Annotated in this window: 24 protein-coding genes and 1 tRNA gene; 16 read left to right on the top strand and 9 right to left on the bottom strand. The window is 62.8% G+C overall.

Annotation, left to right across the window (positions count from 1 at the left end; genetic code table 11):
• Window positions 1-305: 305 nt before the first annotated feature.
• Window positions 306-1,130, bottom strand: coding sequence for an IclR family transcriptional regulator (locus JAP66_RS31345; RefSeq protein ID WP_199435499.1), 825 nt, complete (start codon window positions 1,128-1,130; stop codon window positions 306-308).
• A gap of 189 nt (window positions 1,131-1,319) precedes the next feature.
• Here JAP66_RS31345 and JAP66_RS31340 point away from each other — a divergent pair, with 189 nt between their 5' ends.
• Genes JAP66_RS31340 through JAP66_RS31315 form a run of 6 tightly spaced genes read left to right on the top strand, consistent with a single transcriptional unit; the run spans window position 1,320 to window position 7,954 of the window.
• Window positions 1,320-2,651 (top strand): FAD-dependent oxidoreductase, encoded by a 1,332-nt coding sequence (locus tag JAP66_RS31340; protein ID WP_235999806.1) that lies wholly within the window; start codon window positions 1,320-1,322, stop codon window positions 2,649-2,651.
• Window positions 2,652-2,703: 52 nt separating this feature from the next.
• A complete protein-coding gene (locus JAP66_RS31335) occupies window positions 2,704-4,119 on the top strand; it encodes an MmgE/PrpD family protein (RefSeq protein WP_199435497.1) in 1,416 nt (471 codons plus the stop codon).
• Window positions 4,120-4,148: 29 nt separating this feature from the next.
• Entirely contained in the window at window positions 4,149-5,156 is a 1,008-nt protein-coding gene (gene dctP, locus JAP66_RS31330) for a TRAP transporter substrate-binding protein DctP (RefSeq protein ID WP_199435496.1), read from the top strand.
• A 51-nt stretch (window positions 5,157-5,207) separates the two neighbouring features.
• On the top strand, window positions 5,208-5,720 hold the full coding sequence (locus tag JAP66_RS31325; protein WP_199435495.1) for a TRAP transporter small permease: 513 nt from the start codon (window positions 5,208-5,210) through the stop codon (window positions 5,718-5,720).
• A gap of 38 nt (window positions 5,721-5,758) precedes the next feature.
• Window positions 5,759-7,072 carry a TRAP transporter large permease gene (locus tag JAP66_RS31320; protein ID WP_199435494.1) on the top strand — a complete coding sequence of 438 codons (1,314 nt, stop codon included), beginning with the start codon at window positions 5,759-5,761 and terminating at the stop codon, window positions 7,070-7,072.
• 12 nt (window positions 7,073-7,084) lie between these two features.
• Entirely contained in the window at window positions 7,085-7,954 is an 870-nt protein-coding gene (locus JAP66_RS31315; RefSeq protein WP_199435493.1) for an EamA family transporter, read from the top strand.
• A gap of 421 nt (window positions 7,955-8,375) precedes the next feature.
• Here the strand turns inward: JAP66_RS31315 and JAP66_RS31310 are convergent, their stop codons facing one another.
• The gene (locus JAP66_RS31310; RefSeq protein ID WP_199435492.1) at window positions 8,376-8,708 is read right to left on the bottom strand and encodes a cupin domain-containing protein; all 333 of its coding nucleotides are present in this window, start codon (window positions 8,706-8,708) and stop codon (window positions 8,376-8,378) included.
• A 271-nt stretch (window positions 8,709-8,979) separates the two neighbouring features.
• On the opposite strand from JAP66_RS31310, the gene JAP66_RS31305 reads away from it, so the two are divergent.
• Window positions 8,980-9,053, top strand: a tRNA-Ile gene (locus tag JAP66_RS31305).
• Between the two features lie 115 nt (window positions 9,054-9,168).
• Window positions 9,169-10,434, top strand: coding sequence for a site-specific integrase (locus JAP66_RS31300; RefSeq protein ID WP_199435491.1), 1,266 nt, complete (start codon window positions 9,169-9,171; stop codon window positions 10,432-10,434).
• Between the two features lie 28 nt (window positions 10,435-10,462).
• Here the strand turns inward: JAP66_RS31300 and JAP66_RS31295 are convergent, their stop codons facing one another.
• Entirely contained in the window at window positions 10,463-12,148 is a 1,686-nt protein-coding gene (locus JAP66_RS31295) for an AAA family ATPase (protein ID WP_199435490.1), read from the bottom strand.
• A gap of 327 nt (window positions 12,149-12,475) precedes the next feature.
• On the opposite strand from JAP66_RS31295, the gene JAP66_RS31290 reads away from it, so the two are divergent.
• Window positions 12,476-13,024 (top strand): NUDIX domain-containing protein, encoded by a 549-nt coding sequence (locus tag JAP66_RS31290; protein ID WP_199435489.1) that lies wholly within the window; start codon window positions 12,476-12,478, stop codon window positions 13,022-13,024.
• Here JAP66_RS31290 and JAP66_RS31285 read toward each other — a convergent pair.
• Window positions 13,010-14,149 (bottom strand): NsdA family TPR-like regulatory protein, encoded by a 1,140-nt coding sequence (locus JAP66_RS31285; RefSeq protein WP_199435488.1) that lies wholly within the window; start codon window positions 14,147-14,149, stop codon window positions 13,010-13,012. The genes JAP66_RS31290 and JAP66_RS31285 overlap by 15 nt on opposite strands.
• A 144-nt stretch (window positions 14,150-14,293) precedes the next feature.
• Window positions 14,294-14,683, bottom strand: a complete 390-nt coding sequence (locus JAP66_RS31280) for a helix-turn-helix domain-containing protein (protein WP_199435487.1) — start codon at window positions 14,681-14,683, stop codon at window positions 14,294-14,296.
• Window positions 14,684-14,830: 147 nt separating this feature from the next.
• Between JAP66_RS31280 and JAP66_RS31275 the strand changes: the two genes are divergently transcribed.
• From JAP66_RS31275 to JAP66_RS31255, 5 genes are read left to right on the top strand one after another with little or no spacing between them, the layout of a single operon-like run.
• Window positions 14,831-15,112: a helix-turn-helix domain-containing protein gene (locus JAP66_RS31275; RefSeq protein ID WP_199435486.1), complete on the top strand. Its 282-nt coding sequence runs from the start codon at window positions 14,831-14,833 to the stop codon at window positions 15,110-15,112.
• A complete protein-coding gene (locus JAP66_RS31270) occupies window positions 15,109-15,459 on the top strand; it encodes a WhiB family transcriptional regulator (protein ID WP_199435485.1) in 351 nt (116 codons plus the stop codon). The genes JAP66_RS31275 and JAP66_RS31270 overlap by 4 nt, the downstream gene beginning before the upstream one ends.
• Window positions 15,456-15,785, top strand: coding sequence for a hypothetical protein (locus JAP66_RS31265; RefSeq protein WP_199435484.1), 330 nt, complete (start codon window positions 15,456-15,458; stop codon window positions 15,783-15,785). The genes JAP66_RS31270 and JAP66_RS31265 overlap by 4 nt, the downstream gene beginning before the upstream one ends.
• Window positions 15,782-16,591, top strand: coding sequence for a hypothetical protein (locus JAP66_RS31260; RefSeq protein WP_235999795.1), 810 nt, complete (start codon window positions 15,782-15,784; stop codon window positions 16,589-16,591). The genes JAP66_RS31265 and JAP66_RS31260 overlap by 4 nt, the downstream gene beginning before the upstream one ends.
• Window positions 16,588-18,762, top strand: a complete 2,175-nt coding sequence (locus JAP66_RS31255) for a cell division protein FtsK (RefSeq protein WP_372449030.1) — start codon at window positions 16,588-16,590, stop codon at window positions 18,760-18,762. The genes JAP66_RS31260 and JAP66_RS31255 overlap by 4 nt, the downstream gene beginning before the upstream one ends.
• Before the next feature lie 206 nt (window positions 18,763-18,968).
• On the opposite strand, the gene JAP66_RS32590 is transcribed toward JAP66_RS31255, so the two are convergent.
• From JAP66_RS32590 to JAP66_RS33115, 3 genes are all read right to left on the bottom strand, one after another.
• Window positions 18,969-19,235, bottom strand: a complete 267-nt coding sequence (locus JAP66_RS32590) for a winged helix-turn-helix domain-containing protein (RefSeq protein ID WP_199435482.1) — start codon at window positions 19,233-19,235, stop codon at window positions 18,969-18,971.
• Window positions 19,232-19,645 carry a hypothetical protein gene (locus JAP66_RS31245; RefSeq protein ID WP_210770827.1) on the bottom strand — a complete coding sequence of 138 codons (414 nt, stop codon included), beginning with the start codon at window positions 19,643-19,645 and terminating at the stop codon, window positions 19,232-19,234. The genes JAP66_RS32590 and JAP66_RS31245 overlap by 4 nt, the downstream gene beginning before the upstream one ends.
• Window positions 19,646-19,713: 68 nt before the next feature.
• A complete protein-coding gene (locus JAP66_RS33115; RefSeq protein ID WP_307849799.1) occupies window positions 19,714-20,115 on the bottom strand; it encodes a hypothetical protein in 402 nt (133 codons plus the stop codon).
• Window positions 20,116-20,590: 475 nt separating this feature from the next.
• On the opposite strand from JAP66_RS33115, the gene JAP66_RS31235 reads away from it, so the two are divergent.
• Window positions 20,591-21,745, top strand: coding sequence for an NsdA family TPR-like regulatory protein (locus JAP66_RS31235; RefSeq protein ID WP_199435480.1), 1,155 nt, complete (start codon window positions 20,591-20,593; stop codon window positions 21,743-21,745).
• A 66-nt stretch (window positions 21,746-21,811) separates the two neighbouring features.
• Here JAP66_RS31235 and JAP66_RS31230 read toward each other — a convergent pair whose 3' ends face one another.
• Window positions 21,812-22,360: a RipA family octameric membrane protein gene (locus JAP66_RS31230; protein ID WP_199435479.1), complete on the bottom strand. Its 549-nt coding sequence runs from the start codon at window positions 22,358-22,360 to the stop codon at window positions 21,812-21,814.
• A 126-nt stretch (window positions 22,361-22,486) separates the two neighbouring features.
• Between JAP66_RS31230 and JAP66_RS31225 the strand changes: the two genes are divergently transcribed.
• Complete coding sequence (locus JAP66_RS31225; protein ID WP_372449031.1) at window positions 22,487-24,823, top strand: P-loop ATPase, Sll1717 family; 2,337 nt, start codon at window positions 22,487-22,489, stop codon at window positions 24,821-24,823.
• The last annotated feature ends 393 nt before the right edge of the window (window positions 24,824-25,216 follow it).

Raw genomic sequence — 25,216 nt, 5'->3', positions numbered from 1 at the left:
GAACCACCAAGATCAGATCCACCGTTCATCTGACAGACCCCCCGCACCACCATCAGTTACATGATGAACAAGATGGCGTCGGGTCTCATCGGCTCTGATCGATCGGAAGCCTACGTCCGTGCGATACGAGGCTGCCTGAACTGAGCGGCCTCCGTGATCACCCGCCGATGATCGGTCGAGCGTTCCCGGATCCCGCCACTTCACGCGCCGGTGTCCTCGGTGACGACGTCGTCCATGTCGCGCCGTGACTCACCGTGTGAGGTCGTAGAGACGCAGTGATCGGCGACCGTGGTTCACGATGCGTACTACCTTGGTGGCCGCGATGCCTTCGAGGTGGAGGCTTGCTTGCGCCGTAGGTGACGGTGCACATCGGGCGCGACCGAGGTGAAGACTCGGAGCACCTCGTCGGGCGCGCCCATGGCCGTGGATACGTTCATGCCCGCTTCTCGGACGGCATGCACCGTCTCGGTGAGCATGTCCGCGTTAATCCGACTCGTGGCCGCGGAGAAGGCGATGGCGCCCTTATTGTGGCCGTCGTGATCGAACACAGGTGCCGCGACGGCGCACATGTCAGGCCAGCGATCGCCGTAGCTGATCTCGTAGCCCGTCTTGCGGATCCGCTGAAGCACCCGTCTCAGATCGGCGTACTTACTACCGAGCAGTTCCTCCAGGTTGCCCCGGTAGTGCGCGAGCAGGCAGCGGCCACTCGCCAACAACACCGCTGGTTCCCGTGCACCGAGATCCGTGTGTGCGCGCAACCTTCGCGTCCCCGGGACCTTGGCGACGCACACGGCCTCCAGCCCGTCCGGCACCCACAAGGTCGACTGTTCTCCCAGTGACCGGGTCAGCTCACGCAAGTACGGCATGACGAGCTCGTTGGGCGTCTCGACCAGTGCGGCCTGGCCGATTTTGATCGTTCGGAAGCCCAGCCGGTACAACTTGCTCTCGGGATCCTGCCGGACATATCCACGAACTTCGAGATTCCGCAGGAGCCGGTGCAGGGTCGGCTTACCGAGACCGAGTTCGCGCGCGAGCGCGGTGAGTCCCCATGTCCGGTGTTCGTTGTCGAATGCTTCCAGCACATCGAGTGCCCGGTTCAGCGAGCCGAGTGTCTCCGCCTTGGGGTTCACGCTGCGATCGTACCCAGCCAATGCCCTGTCACCGCAACGCTGCGGGCCGTGTCGGTCCGCATAGCGGCACATAGTTTCGCTATCAGAACCGAGGGTGCTAGCTTCCGGAGAGCACCACACCGGCCCGGCGCTCGAGGGCGCGGGCCCGCGCCACGCGTACATCGCGGCAAGCTTGAAGGAACGGGATTGATGGCAAAGAAGTTGGATATCCGGCGGCTCGACGAGGCGAAGACAGAGACGCGCGTCGTTGCCAGGGAAAGCGGATCCGGGCCGTGGAAACTCCGAGCTAATACGTGCGTTCTCGGCGCCGGTATCGGCGGAGTCTCCGCTGCGATCGAGTCGGCACGGCTTGGGCACAGCGTTGTTCTCGTCGACGGGCTGCCCTCGCTCGGCGGGCAGGCCGTCAACGGCATCGTCGGCACGTTCTGCGGCCTGTTCGCCAACGGGCCGGATCCCTCTCAGCACTACCAGTTCACCCATGGGATCGCCGACGAGATCCTGCGGGAGTTGGACTCTCAAGGCGCCATTCACTACCGGCGTGGGCAGTGGACCACCGTGCTCTACGACGAAGTGGCACTCGGTCGCTGGGTCGAGAACGCGGTGGCGCGTGAGGACAACATCACCCCTCTGCTCGGCGCGATCCTTCAGGCCGTGGACACCGACGGGCGGCGCGTCACCGGGCTCCATTTCGCGACCCGCTTCGGAGACGTGCACATCGAAGCCGACTACTTCGTCGACGCGTCAGGCGATGCCGCCCTGACCTACCTCGCCGGCCTGCCGTGCAGGACACCGGCTCAAGGCAACGTGTTCGGCTCGCAGATGGTCGTCATCGAGGGCGTCGACATCGACCGCAGCCCGGACCGCACAACGATCGCGGACCGGCTGAAAGCCGTCGGTGCCGACTACGGGCTCTTGCGAAGGGAAGGCTTCGCCTTCAGCTTCCCCGGCCGAGGCACCGCACTCGTGAACATGACCCACGTCGAGACACCACTGCACCCCACCGAGATCGTGAGCAGAGGCCTCGAGGGAAAGAGCCAAGCCGACAAGGCCATCCAGTTCCTCCAGAAGGAGTTCCCCGACGCGTTCGGACGTGCGTCGGTGCGGTCGTACGGGCAGCTGGGCATCCGGCAGACCCGATGGATCGTCGGTGCCAAGCAGCTGACCCTGGAGGAGGTGCTGGCGGGGGAGCAGTTCGACGACGCCGTCGCCCGCACCGCGTGGGCGATCGAGCTTCATGATAAGCAGGACAGCCACATCTTCCACACCTTCGGTGAAGGACACGTACACTACGTTCCCTTCCGGAGCATGACTCCGCCTGATGCGGACAATCTTGTCGCAGTGGGCCGCTGCGTCGACGGTGATGTCGCCGCGCTGTCGAGTGTTCGCGTCATGGGTCCGTGTATCGCGATGGGTGCTGCCGCGGCGAACGCCATCGACCTCGCGGATGGGGCGAGCCTGCACAGTGTCGATGCCGCGCAGTTGCGGGCACGAGTGCACGACAACGTGGACCGCCGCGACTGATGCGCAGACCATGTCGACGGGACGTTCGAACCCACAAGGAGGAGACAGGACTGTGACCAGTAAGACGTTGGAGGAGCTGGCCGAGTTCGCGTGCCGGCCGAAGTATCAGGACCTGCCGGAGCGCGTTGTACACGAGACCAGGCGAACGTTGCTTGATTCGCTGGGCTGCGCCCTCGCGGCGCTGTCCGTCGACAAGGGAAAGCGCATCGTCTCCCTTGCCCGGCGACTCGGGGGCGCGTCTGAGTCCACCGTGGTCGGAATGGGCACCAGGGTCGCACCCACGAGCGCGGCTCTCGCCATGGGCGAGTTGATCAACGCTCTCGACTACGATGCGCTGTACCAGCCTGGCGGACACATCTCGCCGAATGTGATACCAGCTCCGCTGGCCGTCGCGGAAACTGTGGATGGCACGGGTCAGGATCTCATCACGGCGCTGGCGGTGGCGCACGAGATCGGTATTCGCATCAGCAAGGGGATGTCCCCGTTGCTCCAGACGGTCAAGGACGATGACGGTTACCGTTATCGATGGACGCCGGCTTACGGCGGGTCGCGCTACAACTTGGGCGCGGGCGCGGGCGTCGGTCACCTGCTCGATCTCGACCCGGATCGGATGGCGCACGCGATCAGCCTCGCCGGGCACCACGCGCAGGTCCCCACGCATGCGAAATTCTCCCACAGCCTTCCGACCGCGGATACCAAGTACGGAACGGCGGGATGGCAGTCGACCGGCGCGGTCGTCGCCGGCTTCCTCGCCGAGTCCGGTTACCTCGGAGATCTGACGCTGTTCGACGGTGACACGGGCCTCTGGCGATTCACCGGTTCGGAGACGTGGAATCCCGAGCGGGTCACCGATCGGCTCGGGAAGGACTGGTTGCTGCAGGAGCAGCAGTACAAGCCGTATCCGTGCTGCCGTCTCGTCCACACGTCGCTCGATCTCTTCTACGACCTGCTCGACGAGCACGGTCTCCGGGCAGCGGACGTGGACAGCGTCAAAACCTTTGGCAACCCCTACGGCGAGCAGCCGCATCTCCAGAACAGGGACATCAGGACTCCTGTCGATGCGCAGTTCTCCATCGCCTACATCTTCGCGGTCGCCGCGCATCGCGTGAAGGTAGGCGTCGAGTGGCAGGAACCCGATGTCATGCGCGATCCGGACATCCTGTCCTTTATGGATAAGGTGAGCTACGAGGTACATCCGAAGTACCTCGAAGGACCGCTCGACGACCCACGGAAGAATCACGGTCGGATAGAGGTGACCGCCCGGGGGCGTACCTACACGGCCGAAGCCGAGTATGCCTGGGGGACCGACCACCCGGGTTTCGAGTTCTCGGACGACGCGCTGGTAGCGAAGTTCCGGCACAACGCGGTGCGCGTGCTTCCCGAGGACAAGGTGGATTCTGCGATCAATCGGGTCATGAAGGAGGACGACTTCAAGGTCCGAGACCTCATGGCCGACTTGAGCCTGTAATGTCCTTGGGCGAGAAGGGACGAATGACAATGAAGTCACACCAACGAGTTATAGCGGCCGCGCTCACGGCTGCGATTTGCGTAAGCTTGGCCGCATGCGGCGACGGTGGACGAGCAGCGGGTAGCGGCGGGGAGCAGACGCTGTCCTGGGTCTCGTTCCAGCCTGGCTCTCACCCGGAAGTCAAGAGGGTCAAGGAGAACTTCTGGGGCGCCGTCGAGCAGAAGACCGAACTGAGCTTCGAGTGGCGCGGCGGACCGGACACCATGTCGCCATCCGACATAGGGCTGGCCGTCCAACGGGGAACCGTCGACGCGGCGATGATCTACGTCGGTGCGTACGCCAGTGTCGTCCCCGGCGCCGGTGCGTGGACGCTGACCGACTACACACCGAAAGAGGAGCGCAACAACGGAGCCGTCGAGTTCTTCGACGAACAGCACCAGCAGCATGGGCTGAAGTACATCGCCCGTGTACAGCCGCAGAAGGAGAACTTCTTCTTCACCTGGTTGCGAGGCAAGCGGATCACGAGTAAGGAAGACTTCCGGTCGACCGTCATCGGAAGCGCCGCGGGAGCCCGCGCCGCGGTGGAAGGTTGGGGGGCGCCTCTGGAGAGTGTGGCTGTCCCGGACAACTACACGGCGCTCGAACGTGGCGTGGTGGACGGCCTCGCCGGCCAACCCTTGGAAGGTGCCATCGCGAACGGGTGGCACGAGTTGGCCGACTACGTCATCGACGAGCCGTACTATCAATCGTCGGTCGTGCTGATCATGAACCAGGACAGCTGGAACGGTCTCAGTGCCGAGCAGCAACGCGCCGTCACGGAGTCCGTTTCGGCCGCGGAGATGCAGACCTACGAGTCACGGCAGCAAGATCTTGCCGAGGCCCGCACCGAGATCAAGGACGCCGGCGTCGAGTTCTACTCGTTGCCGCCGGACCTCGCGAAGTGGTATGTCGATACCGCGTACTCCGCGGCATGGGCGGAGCAGGAGGAGATCGCGCCGGACGTCGCGCCGAAGTTGCGCGACTTGCTCTCGAAGTAGTCGACCGCGGGGTGCCGAAGGCCGCGTGGACCGCCTTGCGGAGGAGGTGAGATGAAGGTGCTCAACGTGATAGGCAGGGCATTCGACAGGTTGATCGACCTCCTCTGGTACTTCAGCGGGCTGTTACTGGCTCTGTCCGCGCTGGCCATCGTGACCTCCATCGTGAGCCGGCAGCTGTTCAACTTCGTGATCACCGGAGTCATGGAGCTCAGCTCGTACATGGTGCTGGTACTGGCCATGTTCTCGGCACCCCGCCTACTGCGCGATGGAGGTCATATCGCGATCGACTTCCTGCCCTTGCCGCCTGGTGCGAAGCGAGGCATGGATGTGGTGACGTCCATTGTGGGCGCGGCGGTCTTCGGGTTCATGTCGTGGCACGCCGCCGCGGTCACCGGCTCGATGTTCGAGGCTTCCTACGTGACGAACACGGCGCTGCGGCTACCGCGAGGAGTGTTGACGGCCGTGGTCGGCGTGGGGACCCTGCTGCTGACGGTGCAGTTCCTCCGCAATGCCGGGCGAGCCTTGATGGGTGCGGGAGCGCGTCAGGGCGCGCGCGAGAATTAGTGTCGTGTCCTTCCTCGACGTGTAACGAGGTCGCTTCTGTGGAATGGTATTGGATTCTTGCGCTGGCGTTCGGAATCCTCGTCACGCTGATGCTGACTCGGATGCCGATCTTTCTCGCATTCGCGTTGCTGAACGTGGTAGGCATACTCTGGCTGTATGGCTACACGGGTTCCGAACAGCTCGTCCTGAGTATCAGCAGCTCGCTGTCGTCGCTGGTCTTGTTGCCGATACCGATGTTCATCCTGATGGGCGAGGTGACGTTCCGGTCGGGCGTGGCCAAGAATGTGATCACTGCGTTGGACCAGTGGCTGGGCCGGTTTCCGGGACGGTTGGGGCTGCTCGCGGTCTCCGCGGGTGCCGCCTTCTCCGCGCTCACCGGGACGAGCACGGCAGGCACCGCGATGCTCGGCAGTGTGCTGACGCCCGAGATGGAAGCCAGGAAGTACGGGAAGTCGATGAGCCTGGGTCCAATCCTGGGCAGTGGCGGCCTGGCGCTGATGATCCCGCCGAGCAGCCTCGCCGTCGTGCTCGGTGCGATCGGGGAGATCTCGATCGGGCAGCTACTCCTGGCCATCATCATTCCCGGAATCCTGATGGCGGTGCTCTATGGCGGCTACATCGTCATCCGTTCGGCGATGCAGCCGTCCGTCGCCCCGCCGTACGACGTCGCGAGCACGTCACTGGGCAAGAAGGTCCGTGATACCGCCGTCTACGTTGTCCCGATCAGCGCACTGCTGTTCTTGACGGTCGGGGTCATCCTGCTCGGCGTGGCCACGCCCACGGAGGCGGCGGCGCTCGGCGCTGTCGGGGCGTTCATCCTGGTTGCCGTGTACGGTCGGCTCACGCCGGAGGTGGTCAGAAGCTCGGTGCTGAGCACTGTCCGCAACAGCGGCATGATCTTGATCATTGTGGCGGCGTCGACCACCTTCAGCCAGCTGCTGTCCTTCAGCGGGGCGGCGCAGGGTTTCGTCGACTTCGCGGTCAACCTGGGCGCAGCACCGATCATCATCGTCATCGCCATGATGGCGGTCGTGTTCGTCATGGGTGGATTCATGTCCTTGATCGGGATCATGATGATCACCCTGCCGGTGTTCATCCCGGTGGTGACGGAACTCGGCTACGACCCGATCTGGTTCGGGGTGCTCTTCCTGCTCAACATCGAGATGGCGCTGACCACGCCGCCGCTTGGCATGAACCTCTATGTGATGCAGGGGGTCGCCCCGAAGGGAACCACGTTGGGTCAGATCGTCCGGGCAGCTGTTCCGTTCCTGGCCCTGGACGCCGTCGCGATGGTCCTGATCCTGGTGTTCCCCGAGCTCGCGCTGTGGTTGCCCGAATTCATGGGTAGCTAGCGGGCGGATGCTGTGGGTGTCGCGTTCTCCCTGCTGACCGCGTTGCTTTTCGCGTCGGCGAACATCTTCAGCCGGCGGGCGAGTAGCCGGACCGCTGGGTCCGACGCGATAGCCGTGACGCTGGGGTTCAACCTCGTCATATTCGGGCCCATCCTGCTGGGTATCAAGCTCTACCTCGGCACGCCGTGGCCGACGGGCACGGCCTTGCTGCTGTATGCCCTCGCCGGGGTGTTCGGCTCCTACCTAGGCCGGTGGTGGCTGTACGAGTCGATCAGCAGGATGGGCCCGTCCCGCGCCAGCCTCGTCAAGAACAGTTCGCCGATGTTCGTCGTCGCGCTGGCGCTGGTCGCGTTCGGGGCTGTCCCGAGCGAGCTACCGCTGCTGGGTATCCTGCTCATCGTCGCAGGGATGGCCGCGCTGGGACTGTCGACGGACAGGCGGCGACACGGACCGACATCCCGTGGCCTGCTCTACGGTGTGGGCGCGGCGCTGTCGTTCGCGGTCTCGGATGTCGTGCGGGCGGCCTCGGTCATCGAGCACCGGGATATCGTCGTGGCGACCCTCGTTTCGGTGGCAGGTGGCTGGGTGGCCATGGCGGCCGTCGGCCGGCAGGGGATCGGCTCCCATGTGCGACTCCTTCGTACGGCTCACCGCGATCTCCTGGCCGCGTCGGTGCTGATGGGGGCAGCACAGCTCACCCTGTTCGTGGCCGTGTCCCACATGTTCGTCGCCTACGTGACGGCCCTCGTCGCGACGGCGCCGCTGCTCACCAGCGCGCTCAGTGCCATGTTCGTCGCCGGGGACGAACGGTTCGGCAGGGTCTTCTGGTGTGCCTCCACGCTCGTCCTCGCGGGTGGCGTGGTCGTCATTCTGTTCCGCTGACGGCCGGCGTGTCACGATCCGCTCCAGCTCTGCCCCTGGCTATGGCCAAGGAACGACCCAGGCAGGTGACCTGGCGTTTCAGCTGCCGGCTGATCCGAACAGCAACGCTCCGTAACTGGCAAACGTGCATCTGAGTGGGCGTCTACCGATCCGGCGCTGCCCACTCATGCGGCGATGTCTCGCGGTCGCTGCCGTCGCCGGCCCGTGTACCGGCAGGGGTCCGGCTCCGGGGGACGATGAGGACGCGCTGAATTGGTCCCGCTGGGCCGGTAGCTCGGTCTCCGGAGCGGAGACAACAGTCTTTGGCTGCGGGTCCGAGCCCAGCCTCGGTTGTCGGCCGCGGGTGGGTGCGTCAGATGCGGGAGGAACGCGGCAGGTAGCCGAAACCGGCGTTTCTCCTTGCGCGCTGCGGTCGGCGTCGTCAGATAGTCTTGACGACGGTCAGCAGCACCGCGGAGTCCTCGAGTGCCTCGAGGCTGTGCCGGGCAGTCGGGATGACGATGAGGTCGCCGTGGATTCCATCCCACGAAACGTCCCCGGCGTGGAGCCGGACGCGGCCGCGCAGCACGAACAGGGTCGCCTCACCGGGGCTGTCGTGCTCGGCGAGGGTGTTACCGGCGGTCAGCGCGACGGCCGTCTGGCGGAGCATGTGCTCGTGTCCGCCGTACACGGTCTCCGCCGTGCGGCCGGACGAAGAGCCGACGGCGCGCTTGAGGAGCTCGCGGGCGAGGGCGTCGAGCGAGAACTTCTGCATACCGGCAGTGTCCTGTCCCGCGTCCCCCGGACGCCAGTCGAGCCGATCAACTGGCAGTGGCACCGGGTGCGATGGCGACAGGCTATAGTTTCATCTCGCTGGGCTCGCGGGTATGGGGCCCAGTCCGGGGGAGCGCGGAACCGCCGCACGGCGGCCCGCACGATTCCCGGGCCGGTAGCTCAGTTGGTCAGAGCAGGGGANCTGGGCTCGCGGGTATGGGGCCCAGTCCGGGGGAGCGCGGAACCGCCGCACGGCGGCCCGCACGATTCCCGGGCCGGTAGCTCAGTTGGTCAGAGCAGGGGACTCATAATCCCTTGGCCGCGGGTTCGAGCCCCGCCCGGCCCACACGGTTTGACCAGGCAAAACCTCTCGGCGGCGTCTTCGTCAAGATCACTTGTCCATGGTCGGGTCCATGGGCTTCGCGTTGACGTGCGAGCCGTGTACCCCGGACGCTGTTCGTATGACCAGGGCAGAAGAGGGCAGCGACCGTCGCGGGCGCGGCAACATCCGCCGCAGGGGCGGCTCCTTGCAGGTGCGCGTGTACTCGGGCGTCGATCCGGTGACCGGCAAGGAGATCTACCTGTCGGAAACCGTCAAGGGCACCGACAGGGCTGCCTACCGGCGTGCGGACAAGGTCATGACAAAGCTGCAATCGCAGGTCGACAGGCAGCGCTCGCCCAGCACGTCCGTGTCGTTCTCCTACGCCATTGACGAGTGGCTGCGGACGGCCGATATCGAGCCGACGACGAGGCATGGGTACGTCGGTCATATCGACCGCACGATCCGGCCTGCTCTCGGCGATGTTTCGGTGAGCAAGCTCAGCGCCCGGAATCTTGAAACGCTGTACGGCGAGCTGCGCCGCTGCCGAATTCGCTGCGACGGTTTGCCGTTCATCGAGCACAAGGGCGAGGGCGAGCACGACTGCGAGGAAGCGGGTTGCAAGCCGCACGAATGCAAGGCGATGGCGCAATCCACGGTGCGCCAGATCCACTCGATCATCAGCGGTGTGCTGAATGCGGCGGTTCGCTGGGACTGGATCAGCTCGAACCCGGCGAAGGTCGCGCAGCGGCCACGTCAGGCTGCTCCGCAGCCCGATCCGCCGTCACCAGCACAGGCGGCGAAGCTGGTCGAGAAGGCGTTCGAGTTGGACGAGGCGTGGGGCACGCTGGTGTGGCTCGTTATGACGACCGGAATGCGCCGGGGCGAGGTGTGCGCGCTGCGCTGGTCTCGCGTCGACCTGGACGAGGGCATTGTCGAGGTTCGCAGTAGCTATACGACGCTGCGTGGTGTCGGCCGGGAGAAGGACACGAAGACGCACCAGATGCGCCGCATCGCGCTCGACACGGAAACGACCGTGCTGCTGCGCGAGCACAAGAAGCGCTGCCAGAAGATGTACGCGGCGCTGGGGGCGACCTGGAACGAAGATTCGTATGTTTTCGTGGGCATGCGTGGTGACCTCGACAGGCCGTATCCGCCGGACGCTGTGTCAAACCGTTACAAGAAAATGGCGACCAGACTCGGCATCAAGACACACCTCCATGCGCTACGCCACTACTCGGCCACGGAATTGTTGACGGCAGGAATCGACCTGCGAACGGTGGCAGGACGTCTCGGGCACGGCGGAGGCGGAGCGACAACCCTCCGTGTCTATGCTGCTTGGGTTGCGGCAGCCGACCGAAAGGCAGCAGAGATTCTTGGCTCTCGAATGCCGAATCGTCGTTTGTAGCGAGCAACCTAGAATGAGCTGCTAACGCTCACGCTTTCCTTGGCTCCAGGTCTTCGACTGACAAGCTTGAAGACGGACTGATAATGTTCCTATTCAGCCCGTGATTATCCTGTATACTCTTGCGGAGAATCGCAAGGGTTTTCTTGCCGTGTCGATATCTTTCTGGGTCTCCCTCGAAATCGGACGTTGCAGCCGTGCTGATTGATCCGGGACTAGGTTGTGGAAAGTCTGAGGTACGCTTACGTTGATTTGCTAGCTCAATACGCTTGTTTATCATCATTTCCACCGATTTTTGTCCGACTTCTTGTGTTGCGCGTGCAACCAAGTCTTTCAGGGTGTCGTCGTCTATTTCCGGATAGACGGTTCTTAAATGCGACACATTGAGGAAGTGGCTCTCGGTGTCTGTTCCGGAGGTTATGAATACGTCAATCCCGGCGTCAGTGATTTTACCCGTATAGATGGCGCATTCCTCATCATCGAGGTAGTCTCGGTCTCGATGGATGATAACTCGAGTTCCGGGTGAGGTTTCTTTGATAAATCTACCGAGTACGATTGCTGAATCAGTTTTGCTTGAACTCGCGTACGACCAGATGTCAAATTCTTCGCGTTCGTGACCTGATGATAAAAGCAGAGCTTCAATAGGCTTCGTCTTAGTGTCTTCTGTAATCACTACAGTTGAAGACTGTCCGTTTCGAAGGCGGTCACCGATATCCAGGGCGCCAAGTTCTAGAAGCGCACTTACTCTATCAAAACTTTCCGGTTTGAGTTCGCCACTGCTGATCCAATGGAGTGATGTGTCGAGTTTTCCAAACTCGTCAAGAAGGTGGCTGGAATGAGTTGATATTAGGACCTGCAAATCGCCATCTAAGGTCATTGAATCGATTAGACGCGCGAGTTTCCGCTGGTTGTCGGGATGCAAATGGGAGTCAGGTTCATCAAGAACTAGCAGATTCGGCTTGTAGACGCCGATGTATGATAGAACCTGGATAGCTTGTAGGACTCCGGTGCCAGCGGAGTCGATGGGAAGCCACGCTGAATTCCGTCTGACCCATGCCTGGATATGCTCATCTGTGTTTTCATTGAATTGCACATCGAGTTCGACGTCATCAAAGATCTCGTTCAGTGAGTTGTGAAATCGTTCCCAGGCCGGGGTATCCCTTTTCAAAGTCCACAACACATTTCTGAAGACGCTGTTGGCGTCTCCGCGAGCTGCGGCACGACGTACAATTCCTGGAGTCCGGTATTCTTCCACTGCCGGAATTCCAGCTAGGCCTGGCGCTACAACACTGAAAGGTGCCTCAAGATTCTCGAGTCGTTCACCCAATGTGCGTCCAGCTATTGAAATCGCAATGTTCTTATTCTTTCCTCGACTGACTGAGATCGATGTTGACCCTTGGTCGGGGTCGTGAAATTCCACATTGATCGCTCTCGCGGCGCCTTGGCGTAGTGCTCCACCCGCTGCAAGTGCGTGAACGTCCCGTAGTGGTGTGTACACGAGTTGTTCGGTTGATAAGGTGCCGGTTAGGCTATCATTGGACCATTTTGAAACTCCGTCCATTTGCAGGCTCTGGGCAACTGAAACTGCAAACTGGATAGCTTGGAGAATGCTACTCTTGCCTGCGTTGTTAGGTCCCACAATTAAAGTTATATTGCCAAGGGGTATTTCAACGTGCTCCAAAGATTTAAAACGCCTAATTGTGACAGATTCGAGCACGTTTCATCATCCTAAAATGTGTGGGTTCCGTCGTCGCAGCGGCAGACTTTCCATATCGCGAATATCGCTAAGCTTGCTGGTTTCTTGTCACTGACGACTCAAGCTCTCACCTCGCGGTTGTAGTTCCTACCTGGCTAGATATAGCTAATCGACGACCACGGGCAAGGTGTTACGGTCTGGCTTAAAAGTTGACCCGGACGTTGGTGAGTGGTGTCGGCTTGTTCAGCACCGCGGCCCGCAGAGCTACAAGGGGCCGTTGGCTTCTCGGACGCGCCAGGCTGGTCCCGGCGGCAGATCTTGCGCTAACGCGGTGACTAGGCTGTGGCCGTGGCTGACGAACATGGTGCATGGCAGATCTTCGGCGAGCGGCTGATCTACGACAACCGTTGGGTCAAGCTAGGCCTGACGGACGTGCAGGCCCCGAACGGGGAGCGCTGGGAGTACCACGTCGTGCACCTCGCCCGCATCGCAATCGCCCTGGTGGTCAACGAGCGTGACGAGGCGCTGATGCTGTGGCGGTACCGGTTCGCCACCCAGCAGTGGGGGTACGAGCTGCTCGGTGGGCTGGTGGACGATGGCGAGGACTCGGCGGCGACGGCCGCGCGCGAGGCCGCGGAGGAGAGCGGCTGGCAGCCTACGGGGGAGGGTGAGCACCTCGTGAGCTTCGAGCCGCTGCCCGGCCAGGTCACGGCCCCGATGGACATCTACCTGTGGCGAGGTGCTGAGCGTATTGGCGAGCCGACTGACACGGAAGAAGTCGGGCGTGTCGAGTGGGTGCCGCTGTCGCGGGTGAACGAGCTGGCGCAGCGGCAGGAACTTCTCGGCTCGGGCACCCTCGTCGCCTTGCTCTACTTCCTGAACTCACGGACTGCGTGACCGTCCAGTTGGCAGGACCAGGCCACTGAGCCGCCGTAGGTGTCGGTCGGAGCGGATCTGCTTGCCGAGCTGCCGTGCCTGGCGCGTGTAGCGCTGGGCTTCGTCGCGGTCGCCTGCTGCCGCGTGTGCATAGGCGAGGTCGACCAGCATGCCGACCCGGGCACGCACGAACGCGGCGGGCAGACGGGGGAGTGCGGTGGTCAGCTGTTCCACGGCGTCCGGTTCACCAAGCTTGGCGAGTGCGTTGCCTCGCCAGCGGTCGAGGTGGGAGTCACCCAAGAACAGGAATGGCAGCGCTGGGTCTCGCGGGTCGGCTGGCAGCAGCGCGTCAGCAGCGTCGAAAGCACGTAGCGCGTCCGCTTGCCGTCCGGTCGCCGCGAAGCCCTCGCCGCTGGCGGCAGCCAACCACGCTCGCAACAGTGGCGAGGCTTCGCGTTCGGCGAGTGAGCGCGCGTGTTCGAGCTGCTCGACTGCGTGCTGTGTCTCATCGATGTCGATCAAGACGAAAGCCTGCTCCGCGAGCGCGTGAGCGAGCATCGTTGCTGAGCCGGCCTCTCGAGCGGCAGTCTTGGCGCGCTCGTAGTGCCCCCACGCCTGGCCGACCGCGTTGCGGTCGAGAGCCACCCAACCCGCGAGCGTCGACGCCTCGACGAGCACGCTCGCCAACCCCTCTCGCTGCCCGCGCGCTGTGCTGTGTGTCAACAAGCCGTCGAGCTGCTCGATCAGGTGCCGTAGCTGGTCGAGCAGGACGATCCCGCCGAATCGTCGGTCCGAGCGACGTGCGCTGTCTACCTGCTGCCGGAACGCCTCGATTGCACCCGCGTCGACGCTGCGCGCGAGCGCGAACTGTGAGCGCAACTCGCTGACCTCGTCGTCTTCGTCATCGTCGGGGAAGCCGAGTTCATCGTTCGTCCGCCCGTAGATGTCCCTGAACAGTCGCCGGTACGGCTCATTGACCTGATCATGACCGTTCTCCCAGCGCGAAAGCTTCGTCTTGAGGCTACTCGCGTCCATCACGGGAATACCGAGAGCGTCCGCGCGCCGGGTCAGAAGACCGATGACGTCGGCGGCTTTGTAGCCGAGTTCGTCCTTTCGGACCTTCTGCAACTTGGTCGCCGAGGCCATCAGATATCGCCGCCTCGATAGCCGCTCTGACCTGCAAGGTTAATGGTAGTTAATGGCGGACTGGTTAACTTCTGCCACCTGCGAATAAGGCTTGCGCTGCCGTTTCCTGGGGTCATGAACAAAGACCTCAATGGAACTCCGGAGCTACCGAGGACGGCCCTGCGCGGCATTGCTGACGACGGGTGTCACGCGGTCCGCCATGCCGTCGAGCCGTCTCGTGATCTCTTCCAGTCGGCCCTCGATCGCGGTCAGGCGCGCGAGTACCTCGTCCATCGTCGTGTCGCCCGTCTCCCCGGGACTCAAGGGTTTCCGCCCCGCCAGCACAGCCGCGAGATGGCCGGGATGCCACTCGAGCGCAAGCGAGAGTGCCTCCAGAGTCCGGGCGCTGCGCCGGCGCTCGACCGTGCGGTGTTGGAGCTCGCGAACGATCGCCTGCGAGACGTGCGAGCGCTCGGCGAGCTCCCGCTGACGCAGTCCGAGATCGTTCATGCGCTCGCTGATCGCGCGCGCGACCGCAGCCCAGTCCTCGGTCACCAATTCCTCCGTGGTCCGCCTCCGCGCCGAGATTAGCGCTTCATTGTCATTCCGCGGGATCGACTCGCGCGAACGGGCCACATACTGTCTCTATTCAAGCTGAAATTAGCTCAAAACTAAGCTGAAATTGTACGAAGGAATTCATTCATGGATACCCCTATGCCAAATGCCGGTACGCCGGTGTTCTACACAGTCAGAGAAGCGGCGCGGCTGCTCCGCGTCGACCCGTCCACCCTCTACCGGGCCATCAGGGAAGACACCTTTCCTGCGGTCCGTGTCCGATACCGCTACGTCATCCCCGCTGCGGCGCTCGACCGGCTGATCACAGAGGCGGCCGAGTCGGGACACTGCGTCGACCCGGCGCGGATGCTCGCGGAGCGTCGTGTCGCTCGGGACATCGCCCGGCTTGCGGGCGGTGATACGCGATGAACCGCGACGACTACGACGAGATCGCCGAGGGGCTGGAGTACCTCGCGGATGTTCCCGATGACGTCCTCTGCGAGGTCGTGACTCGGGATGGCCTGTGCTTCTGGGTCTTCGACCGGGACACGATGCCGGACCTTTCCGGTGAAGCGGACCCAGACCGGGCGCTCGCTTCCGCCGCGTGCGCGGGCTGTCCGGTGATCCGCGAGTGCCTCGAACTGGAGTTGCGTGCGGCCGGTGCCGACACGGTCGGGATCTGGGGCGCGCTCGCCGAGTACGACCGCCGCGAGGTCTACCGCGTGTGGAAGTGGCGACACGTCAACCGAGGGGTGTGGGGAGGCGAGCCGGAATGACGGTCGATCTCACTCCCGCGCAGATCACGGCGGGCGCGGGCGTGCTGCTCGCGCTGGTGCTCGTCTGGCGCATGGGCACGCGGCGGGCTCGCAAGGCAGCCGAGGTGGCACGGGCGAGTGCGCGTGCGGTCTCACTTGTCGGACGCGTCGTGTTCATGGCGGCGGCGTTCGTCGGCGTTCAGTGGCTGGTCGTCACGAACCCGGGGAACACCACGTTGCTGATCGTGGTGCTCGCACTTCCGGATCTGCTTGCCGCATACGTCCTCACGCGGACGTTGACGGTCACGTCGATGGACACGACGAAGCGGCGGGGTGACCGTCGATGAGTCCGAAACGACAGGGCAGGGAAGGGGTGGCCGCCTCCGGGCGGCCACCCGGCCTGGTGAACCGGCCGGCCAGCAACGTGGAGCAGCTTGCCCGGGAAGCCGCCGAGGCAGCGGAGCTGCGTTCGCAACAGACCACGCCGGACGTCGTGGCGCTTCGTGTCGAGCGCGTCCGGACGCAGGTAGATCGACTCTGCTGGGCCGGGATCGTGCTCGGCTTGGCGTTCACGATGACCAATGTCCAGGCATTCGCGGCCGGGGGCGCGGCTGCGTGGTCGCTGCCGTGGCTCGCGGCCTGGCTGCTCGACCCGACGGTTTCGCTGGTGCTGCTGGCGATCCTGCGAGCCGAACAGGTAACCGCGCGCTACCAGGTTGCGACAGGCCCGTGGGTGAGACGAGCGAAGTGGTTCACGCTGGCGGCAACGTACGTCATGAACACCTGGGAGCCCTACGCGGCCGGTTCGCTGTCCGGAATCGTGCTGCACTCGGTCCCGCCGCTGCTGGTGTTCGTGGCCACCGAGGCCGTGACGGATCTGCGTGACAAGCTCACCGAGGCCGTGCATGTGGCGTTCACGGAAGCGGCATCGCACGGCCGTGAACGGTCGGACAAGCCGGTACGCAAGCAGCCAACGCCAGCCCGGCGCAAACTGTTCCACGACTACTTGGACGAGGCACGTCAAGCGTGGACGTCCGATGTCGTGGTGTCCCCGGCGTGGGTCCGCCAGGTGACCGGGTGTTCGCGGGGCCTTTCGTCGCGTCTTGCCGAGACACTCGCGGCTGAGGTCGTTTCCGGGGGTAGCCGCGCATGAGCTGGAGTTCGGAGTCCGTGAACGGCGACGGCTCTGCGCTGGGCAGGACCCGTTCACGAGATCTTGCCGAGGCGGAACCGATCCTCGACGGCGAACTGGTCGAAGACCAGCCGTTCGCCGCCGTGCGGACATCGTGGCGTCGTCGGTTCAAGCGCTGGTGGCAATCCTCACCCCGGGTGCCTCGCAGCCTCAAGACGAAGCCTCAGGCGACGCAGGCCGTGAAGGACTGGACGGCGGCGCTGCTGCGTTCACCGCGGCGCTTCCTCGGCGCTGTCGTCCGTGGGATCGTCACGGCTGCTCGTTTGTGGCGGCGGTGGGTCGTCGTGCGCGACTACCGCGAGGCAGCCGAGGAATCACAGAAGCTGGCCGACAAGTTCGGCGACATTCGCGAGCTGACGTTGTTCCGGTGGAAGGTGACGACTGCGGTGCTCGCGGCGCTCGTGCTGGTGGGTGTCCTCGTCGGCTTCCTTTACGGAGAGCGTCCTCTGTGGATAGCCGGTGCTGTGGCATCCGTGGCGCTGGCCGTTCTCGGTAGGCAGAAGGACGGAAGTCCCGGCAGGAAACCCTCGCTCGCGGGACCGCGAACGTTGACCTGGACGATGGACCCGCAGGTACTCGTGGACGCGTTCCGCGACGCGAAGCTCATCGGCAAGGACGAGACGCTACGGTTGGTTGAGCGCGCCACTCGCGTCGGCGACGGCTGGGCGGTCACTGTGGACCTTCCGGCGACCCGGAAGGCCGCTGACGTGGTCAAGAATCGGGAGGCGCTGGCGTCAGCACTGGCAGTGGATGAGATTCAGCTCATCGTCGAGCGGGTCCGCGGCAACGGTGGTCACGCGGGGCGAGTGTCGATGTGGGTTGCCGACGAGGACCCGTACGCAACACCACCGTTACGCTCGCCCTTGCTCGGTGTGCGGCAGTGGGACGCGTGGCGAGCGGTGCCGTTCGGGCGAGACGCGCGGGATCGGCGGATCGACCTGCCGTTGGTGTGGACCTCGCTGCTGGTGGGCGCGATTCCCAGACAGGGCAAGACCTTCGCGACACGCCTCGCGGCAGCCGGGCTGATTCTCGACCCGTACACCCGGTTGTACGTCGCGGACTTCAAAGCCGGCAAGGACTGGATGGCAGCCGAGCAGGTCGCGCACCGTTTCCTCTCCGGCGACGACGCCGAGCACGTGCTCGCCTTGAAAGACTGGCTGGTCGAGTTGGTCTCCGAGGTACAGAGCCGATACCGGAGGATGCGCGAACTCGATGACGAGATTTGTCCGGAATCGAAGATCACGCCCGCGATCTCGCGGGATGCTTCGCTCAACATGCCCGTGACGGCGATCTTCATTGATGAGGTGCAAGTGCCCCTGGAGGACCGGACACCCGTCGATGTGCAAGGAAAGAAGCTCACTGCAGGGGAGTACATCGGCGATCTGTTGACGTGGCTGGCGAAGAAGGCACCAGCAGCGGGAATCGTGCTCGTGCTGGCTACACAGCGGCCCGACTCGAAGACCATCCCGTCCGGCCTGCGCGCCGTACTCGGCTCGCGGTTCGCGTTGCGAGTCATGGACTGGCGAGACAGCAACATCGTGCTGGGAGAGCAGATGAACACCCGAGGCTACGACAGCAGCCGCCTGCTCCCGTCGCACAAGGGTGTGGGCATCCTGCGACCGGACGGCGAGACACAAGCCGGGGCGGACGTACTCGCGATGATTGTGCGCACCTACTACATGCCGGGGGAGGACTGGCTGGAGATCTGCCGTCGTGGCCGTGGCCTGCGCGAGGCCGCGGGGACGCTGACCGGGCACGCTGCGGGACAGGATGCGGAGCTACTGCTCGACTCGGCGGCAGCTGCTAAGGCGATCAGCGCGCCACCTGCGCAAGGTGCGGCACAGCCAGCGCTACCGGAACCGCTGTCGGCGGTGGTCAACTACCTCGGCGAGCACGGCCAGGGGCGCGAGTTCGTGCCGACTGCCGAGCTTATTGACGCGCTGGACGTCGAGCCGAACGCGTTCGGGCGGCAGATGAGCGAGCTGGGTTGTCGTTCGGACCGTGCCCGTGTTGCAGGCGAGGACGGCACCGTGCGGCAGGTGCGCGGTTATCACATGGCCGACCTGCGCGTCGCCATCGCCGCGCACTGTGACGAGCGTGCGGTTGGCACGGAGCGGGATGACGGAGGCTGAAGCTTGACCTGTCACACCCTCGCCCGCAGACCCGTCACGCCGTCACACCCGGCGTGACGGGTTCGGCGGCTCCCTGACCTGTGCGAATACCGCATCGTGACGGGTGTGACGCGTTCAGGTGTACCCGTCATTCACCGAGCCACGAGCGCTGGGCGCCTATCGTCGGCAGAGGCATGGGAGGCCCGTCACACGTCACGGAATACCTTTCACGTCAGGTATGTCCCCTTGCCCCGTAACGTGACCACGAGACCGCGCTCGGCAAGCGCCCGGACAGCGCGGGCCACGCTGTGCAGCGAGACCCCGTACTCAGCGGCGAGCACCTCGCGGTTGGGCAGGCGACGCTCAAATTGCCCGGCCTCGATCCGTTGTACGAGGTGGTCAAACACTTGCTGCCAGACGTACTCGGGCTTGTCCGCGTCGACCTGGAACCTGGGCGCCGGGCGTGGCCGCGATGGGTGGGGGCCAAGGGTCACGAGTTGGCCTCCACTTCACGATCGTCGTCCCGGCTCCGGGCAAGGTGCAGGAACTCGGTAGCGATCATGAGCAGGTTCCGCCCGGCCGAATCGAGCTGCTGCGGGGCATAGGGCCGGTCCTGGTCGCGCTGACGCTGGAGAATGCCGATACCAAGCGCGCACCGCTCCCGCACCCAGCGGTCCTCGTATGCCTGACGCGCCGCACGCATTGCCCCAATCTGCTCCGGGTGACGACCCACCATGTCCGGCTCCGGCTCCGAGTCCAGCCACTCGTCGGTCACAAGCCCGCCGAGAGCGTCCAGAGCCGCGTCCCGCTGCGCCTCGTCGCCCTCCAGCGCAGCCTTGATCGTCAGCCACTGAGCCGAGTCCAACGCCGCGTAATGCCCGCCAGGATCAAACGACCGGTACATCACCACTCCCCTCCAACCCAGCGGAAACGCCGTCGGCGATGGCTGTGACGCCACCATCGGTCGATCCGTCACGACGGGTCCTGCGTGGCGGCTGAGCTGCAGGTTTCCGGTCGTCTGCGGCCAAGGCTGTCACGCAGCACGATCAGCAGATCGGCCAGTGAATCGACGGCCCGGCTCAGCTCGTCCAACTGCCGTTCAATCCTGGCGACATGTGCATCGAGATCATCGGGTCGGTCATCGGTGCCGCCAAGCTGGGTCGGTTGGGGGACCGTGCGGAGGCACAGCTCGCACGGCATGCCTCGCGGTCCGTCGAGTAGTTCGAGCTGGCCCCGCGCGAACCACGCGCCGCACAGCGCGGTCAACGTCGAAGGCGGTCGCTCACTGGCTGGCGCCGGGAAGACGTGGCACATCCGCCGCCTCTCACCCACGACGCCGGGCAGCGGGCGAGCAAGGAACATGGGCGTGCTCATGACGCCCTGCCCCAGCGGTGGGGTGATGCAAGGTGTCGGCTCCGGCCGTTCCGCCCGGGGGAGACCTCGGGGTTCGACGGAACGGCCGGGGCCTTGAGGCCACGGTGCTTGCCAGGGCGACTATCACTCACCCGGCCTGGTCTGAGCACGTCGACACGGGCGAGGCAGCGCGAGCACGGTCGCGCGGGCGGCAGGAGCATCGAGCCGGGTCGCACCGTGTGACCGCACGCGGCGGCAAAGAGTCCCACGTGTTTCTGCGGACCGTGCGCGAACTCGTCATCGGTCACGGCGTGCTCCAGGCCATCGCGCTCGCAGCGATGCCAGACCACATAGTGCCGCCTCCGGTGTTTCACAGCTAATCTCCCCGAACTGGCCAATCGCCATTACCAGCGCCAATGTCGTGTGCAAGACTGAAACCAGCTTGCAATCAGCGGTACGCCGAGGACACGACACTGACCCGACACGAGGCCGACATATGGGGACCAGCGACAGCGGACGGCAGGAGCGCACCGTCCTTGAGCACGAGATACGCGAGGTGCGGAGGCAGACGCTTCAGGAGTTCGCGGACTACGCCGAGCGGTTCGCCCGGCAGCACGGTGAGCCAGGCACGCTCAGCCTCCGCCACCTTGAGCGTCTCGTGGCAGGTAGAGGCCCGAACGGCAGACCTCTCGGAAGCCTCCGACCGGCGACCGCCCGGCTGTTGGAACGCATCTTCGGTATGCCCGCCAGCGAACTGCTGTTACCACCGACGAGCCGTGCCATTCCGGACGACGGCGAGATTGAGCTGCGCGCCCGCCTGCGAACGGCCGCGCGCGTGGATAAACAGGTCGTCGACCTCCTCTACGAGCAGCTCTCGGGCATCCGGCGACTGGACCGGCAACTCGGGGCGGTCGTCGCTCACGAGGAAGCGACCATGAAGGCGAACCAGGTGACCGGGCTGTTGCGGCACAGCCTCAACCCCACGCAGCGCGAACACCTGGCAGGGCTTCTCTCGGAGATCTACACCCTTGCCGGCTGGCAAGCGCTCGATGCGGGGCAGGTATCGGCAGCTTGGCAGTTCTACGAGCGCGCTCGGGCCGCGGCGCGCGAGTCTGGGAACGAACTGTTTGAGGTCCATGCGGCTGCTGAGCAAGCGTTCGTGCTGATCGACCTAGGTGAGACCGCGCAAGCCGCCGAGCTACTTCACACCGCGCAGGACCAGGCGCGGGCAGGTACGCCGCGGCCGCTGCGAGCTTGGCTCGCGGCAGCGTACGGGGAAGCGCTCGCCGCAGGCGGTCAGCGAACGGCGAGCCTACGCGCGTTCGATTCATCGGCGGCGCTCCTCCCGGCGAGCGGCACAGACGCTGACCGCCCTTATGTCGCGCTGAACGCCGTGCACCTCGCTCGCTGGCGCGGCCACGCGCTCGCCCGCATCGGAGAGCTTGAGGCAATCGAGGTGCTGACTTCGGCTCTGGATCGCCTGGACCCGACGTTCGCCCGTGCTGAAACGGGTCTTCGAGTCGATCTCGTGTCGGCGTTCATGGCGCGAGGCGAGCCGGAGCAGGTAAGTCATCATGCCAAACATGCGCGAGCGCTTGCGGCAGAGATCGGCTCGGTACGTCAACAAAGGCGGCTGTCGCGACTTACCTGAAGCGCCAGTTGCTTCAGATTCGAACAGGTTCAAACGCGTGGGCGCGCACTGAGGCCATAGGCGCGCTCAGGAAGCCTGCAGAGCTATGAAAGCCGACACGTACAGGGCTCCAAAGAATACCGGCATCCATTGTTCGAGATGTGTCAGCGGCCAATATTTGGCCCGGTCGCTTCCTTCGCCAAGCGTGTACCATTCTGCGCGCCAGTAGGGTGATGCAGGCAGCCTTTCTTCGAGTGCACCGATAACTTTGTACTTGGCGCTATTCAGTTGTCTATACGAACGGATAATGAGGAACCAGGCCGCGCATTGGCCAACGATGGCAAGAAGTGGGAAAATAAGTGCCCAAGAGGTGGCGGCAGGAATCCCACTTTGGAGAATATGTGCCATTACACCGAAAATCGCCGTATTTAGGGTAAGAAAGAAGGTGTTTGCGAAACTCCTCCGACTACTTGCCCTGTCGGCCATTTCAACGTAGATCTTGTACTGTTCCAGTATGATGGCGTGTGCGCCATTATCCAACAACGCTAGCTGTTGGTTACATTCGGGTTCCGCCGTATAGTTCCAAAGTCGCTGACGTAGATCATCCATCGTTGTCCCATCGTGTCGGCGCATCATGAAGATCGAGCGTAGCCTGGGCGCATGGAGCGGCGCGCACAGACACATTCTTGCTGGGAAGCCGCGCTTAGCTTGTCGCTAGTCACTTTGCGCGTCAACTAGGACTGGGAGCAGCTGTTGTCTTCGGTGTTTTTCGGCTATCCGCAGGAGCCTGCCACCCGGGCGGAGGTGATGCGTGAGACTGCTCAAAAGCTCAGGACTGAATTGGGGTTTCGCGTCACGCTTTGGGAAGACATGGCGACTGAAGGCCGCCTCGTGGTGGAAAATGTCTTACAGGAGATCGACCGGAGTCAACATTGCATATTCGACCTGACGCTCCTATCTGAGAATGTTCTTTTCGAAACGGGTTATGCGATTGCTCGCGGGAAGACAGTGTGGATTGCCCTTGACAGTTCTGACTCAAGATGGCGTGCATCGTGGGCAGCCCTCGGCATATTGAGCCCGGTGGGATACACAGGTTATCGAAATAGTCAAGAGTTGAGTAACCAGATAATTGCCGGACACGACAGCCATGGTTGCATCTTCGATGACGTCATAGAGCCTTCTTTTGGTGAGCCTGAATCGGCGAGGTCACTGCTCTATTGCTCAACTTTTGAGCCTTTTGAGGCTTCTTACAGGCTCTCAAATCTGATCGAAGAGAGGCGGAAGCAAGGGCTAAAGGTGACTATTTCAGACCCTAGCGAGTCTAGCCTTGAGCCAATTACCTGGTATGCGCCAAAAATCAACAACGCTGTAGGTGTTCTGGTCCATTTCGTTGGACGATATCGGCGTCGTTCCGCAAGTCATAACTCTAGACATGCACTTGTAGCTGGCATAGCTGCTGGGCTTGAAATTCCCCTCCTTATGCTGGCGGAAGAGGACTACGCTGCACCATTTGACTACGAAACGAAGCTAGTAAAATACGATACTGCTGCCGAGTGCGTGGACGTTACTCGGAAGTGGCTCGAGTCCCTTAAGATTGAGGGAATCGAATGGTCAATTCCTCGAAAGAGCCTTCGCGGAACGTTAGCAGGCTTGCGCTTTGGTGAGCATGTCGCAGAGAACGAGATCACTGAACTTGCTGAATACTTCGTTGAGACATCCGCCTATGAGGACGTTGTGGCATCGCGCGACACGATATTCGTTGGCCAGAGGGGAACGGGAAAGACTGCGAACGCCACGCAGGCGTTCGACCACCTCGACGCAAAAAAAACAAACCTTGCCGTTCTGATTAAGTTGCCAGGTTTCGAATTTCCGGCGATGCTTGAAGCGGTAGCGGGGGTTCCAGATGTTCAACACGAGTATTTTTTCGACTCGCTATGGCGGTTTATTGTTCAAACAGAAATAGCTGCGAAGGTTTTTTCCGCTATAGAAGCAAAGCCTATCGCAGTTCCCCGAACTGCAGAGGAGAAAGGGTTTTTAGAGTATATAGAATCGGCGCCATTCAAAGTGTCCGACGACGTTTCGGTACGACTCCAACAAGCCTTCGGGTTTATTGTTTCGTACGTCAGGGATGTTGGAATTAAAACCACCTTAGACCGTGACTTTATTAATGAAGCCTTCCATATGAGAGCGCTTGCGGAACTACGACATCATCTTGGCTCGGTCTTAAAAGGGAAACGTCGTGTCGCAGTTTTCATCGATAATCTGGACAAGGGCTGGGAGCGTGGAGCCAATTTTAGAGTGCTTGCGCAGCTAATTCTGGGCCTCCTAACTGCTCGAGGGCGACTAGTGGCTGACTTCAGTCGGAGTGACCATTGGCGAGATGAGGTCAAGCTCACTGTCTCTGTTTTTCTGAGGGCTGATATATTCAATTACCTTAAGGCGGAAGCTCGGGAGCCAGACAAGCTCCCAATTTCGACTATTACATGGCGTGATCCAGAAACCTTGCTGAAGGTCGTAGAGGCTAGATTTATCTATAATAGCGACCAGTCTGCTCCAATCTCGAACCTTTGGGGGAAATACTTCTGTCCTTCGATTGATGGGATAGAAGTCAAGGAATATATTGTTTCTAGCGTTCTTCCTCGCCCGCGTGACGTGGTCTATTTCTGCAACCTTGCCGTGGCGAGGGCTATTGACCGAGGTCATTCAAGGGTAGAAGCCGCAGATTTCAGTTCATCTCTTGAGACGTACTCTCAATACGCGTACGAGGCGCTCCTGGTTGAAAATGGCGTGACGATACCGGAACTAGAGGAGTCACTGTTCAGCTTCTTGGGTGAACCTGCTGTCCGGACGCGTGGTCAGATAATGGAGTCCCTGTCGATAGCGGGCATCAGTAACGAAAAGTTGTCAGTCGTCATACGGAAGCTTGTGGAGTCATCATTTCTCGGCATTGAGACTTCTGTTGACAACTTTGAGTTTCCAGAAATTGGGATGCAGTTCAAGCGAGCCGAGGTGGCGGCGCGACGCCTGGTCCCTAATGAACTGGATCAACGACTTACGGTTCACAAGGCGTTTCGCGCCTTCCTTGGTATCGAAGACTAATTCTGCGGCGGCAGTGGCCGTCGTGCCACTCTGATGTTGGGGGCTCGGTTCCGGCCAGCCACCATGCATCATAGACACAGACCGTGATTGTGCCGCCGCCGTGACGTCCCTGAGGAGACCGAGCGTTCGAAGCAATGTTCGGTCGCGACGATGACCCGCTGGCTGTTTGTCCATGGTTCTGTCCATGAACTGGCATCGGACAGTGCCTCTGATGCGACCGCTCGGCCTCCGGCTGGCCGCTCTACCTGTGGTTTCTACTCCTGACGGGTGATTTTGCGGCCTCATAATCCCTTGGCCGCGGGTTCGAGCCCCGCCCGGCCCACCACCAGGCAAAACAAAGGTACTCGATCCGCTTCGGAGCCCGGACCAGACGCTCTGGCTGGTTGATCCGGG

The organism is Qaidamihabitans albus (assembly GCF_016464705.1).
Classification (GTDB): Bacteria; Actinomycetota; Actinomycetes; order Mycobacteriales; family Pseudonocardiaceae; genus Qaidamihabitans; species Qaidamihabitans albus.
This window is presented reverse-complemented; position numbering and strand designations above follow the sequence as displayed.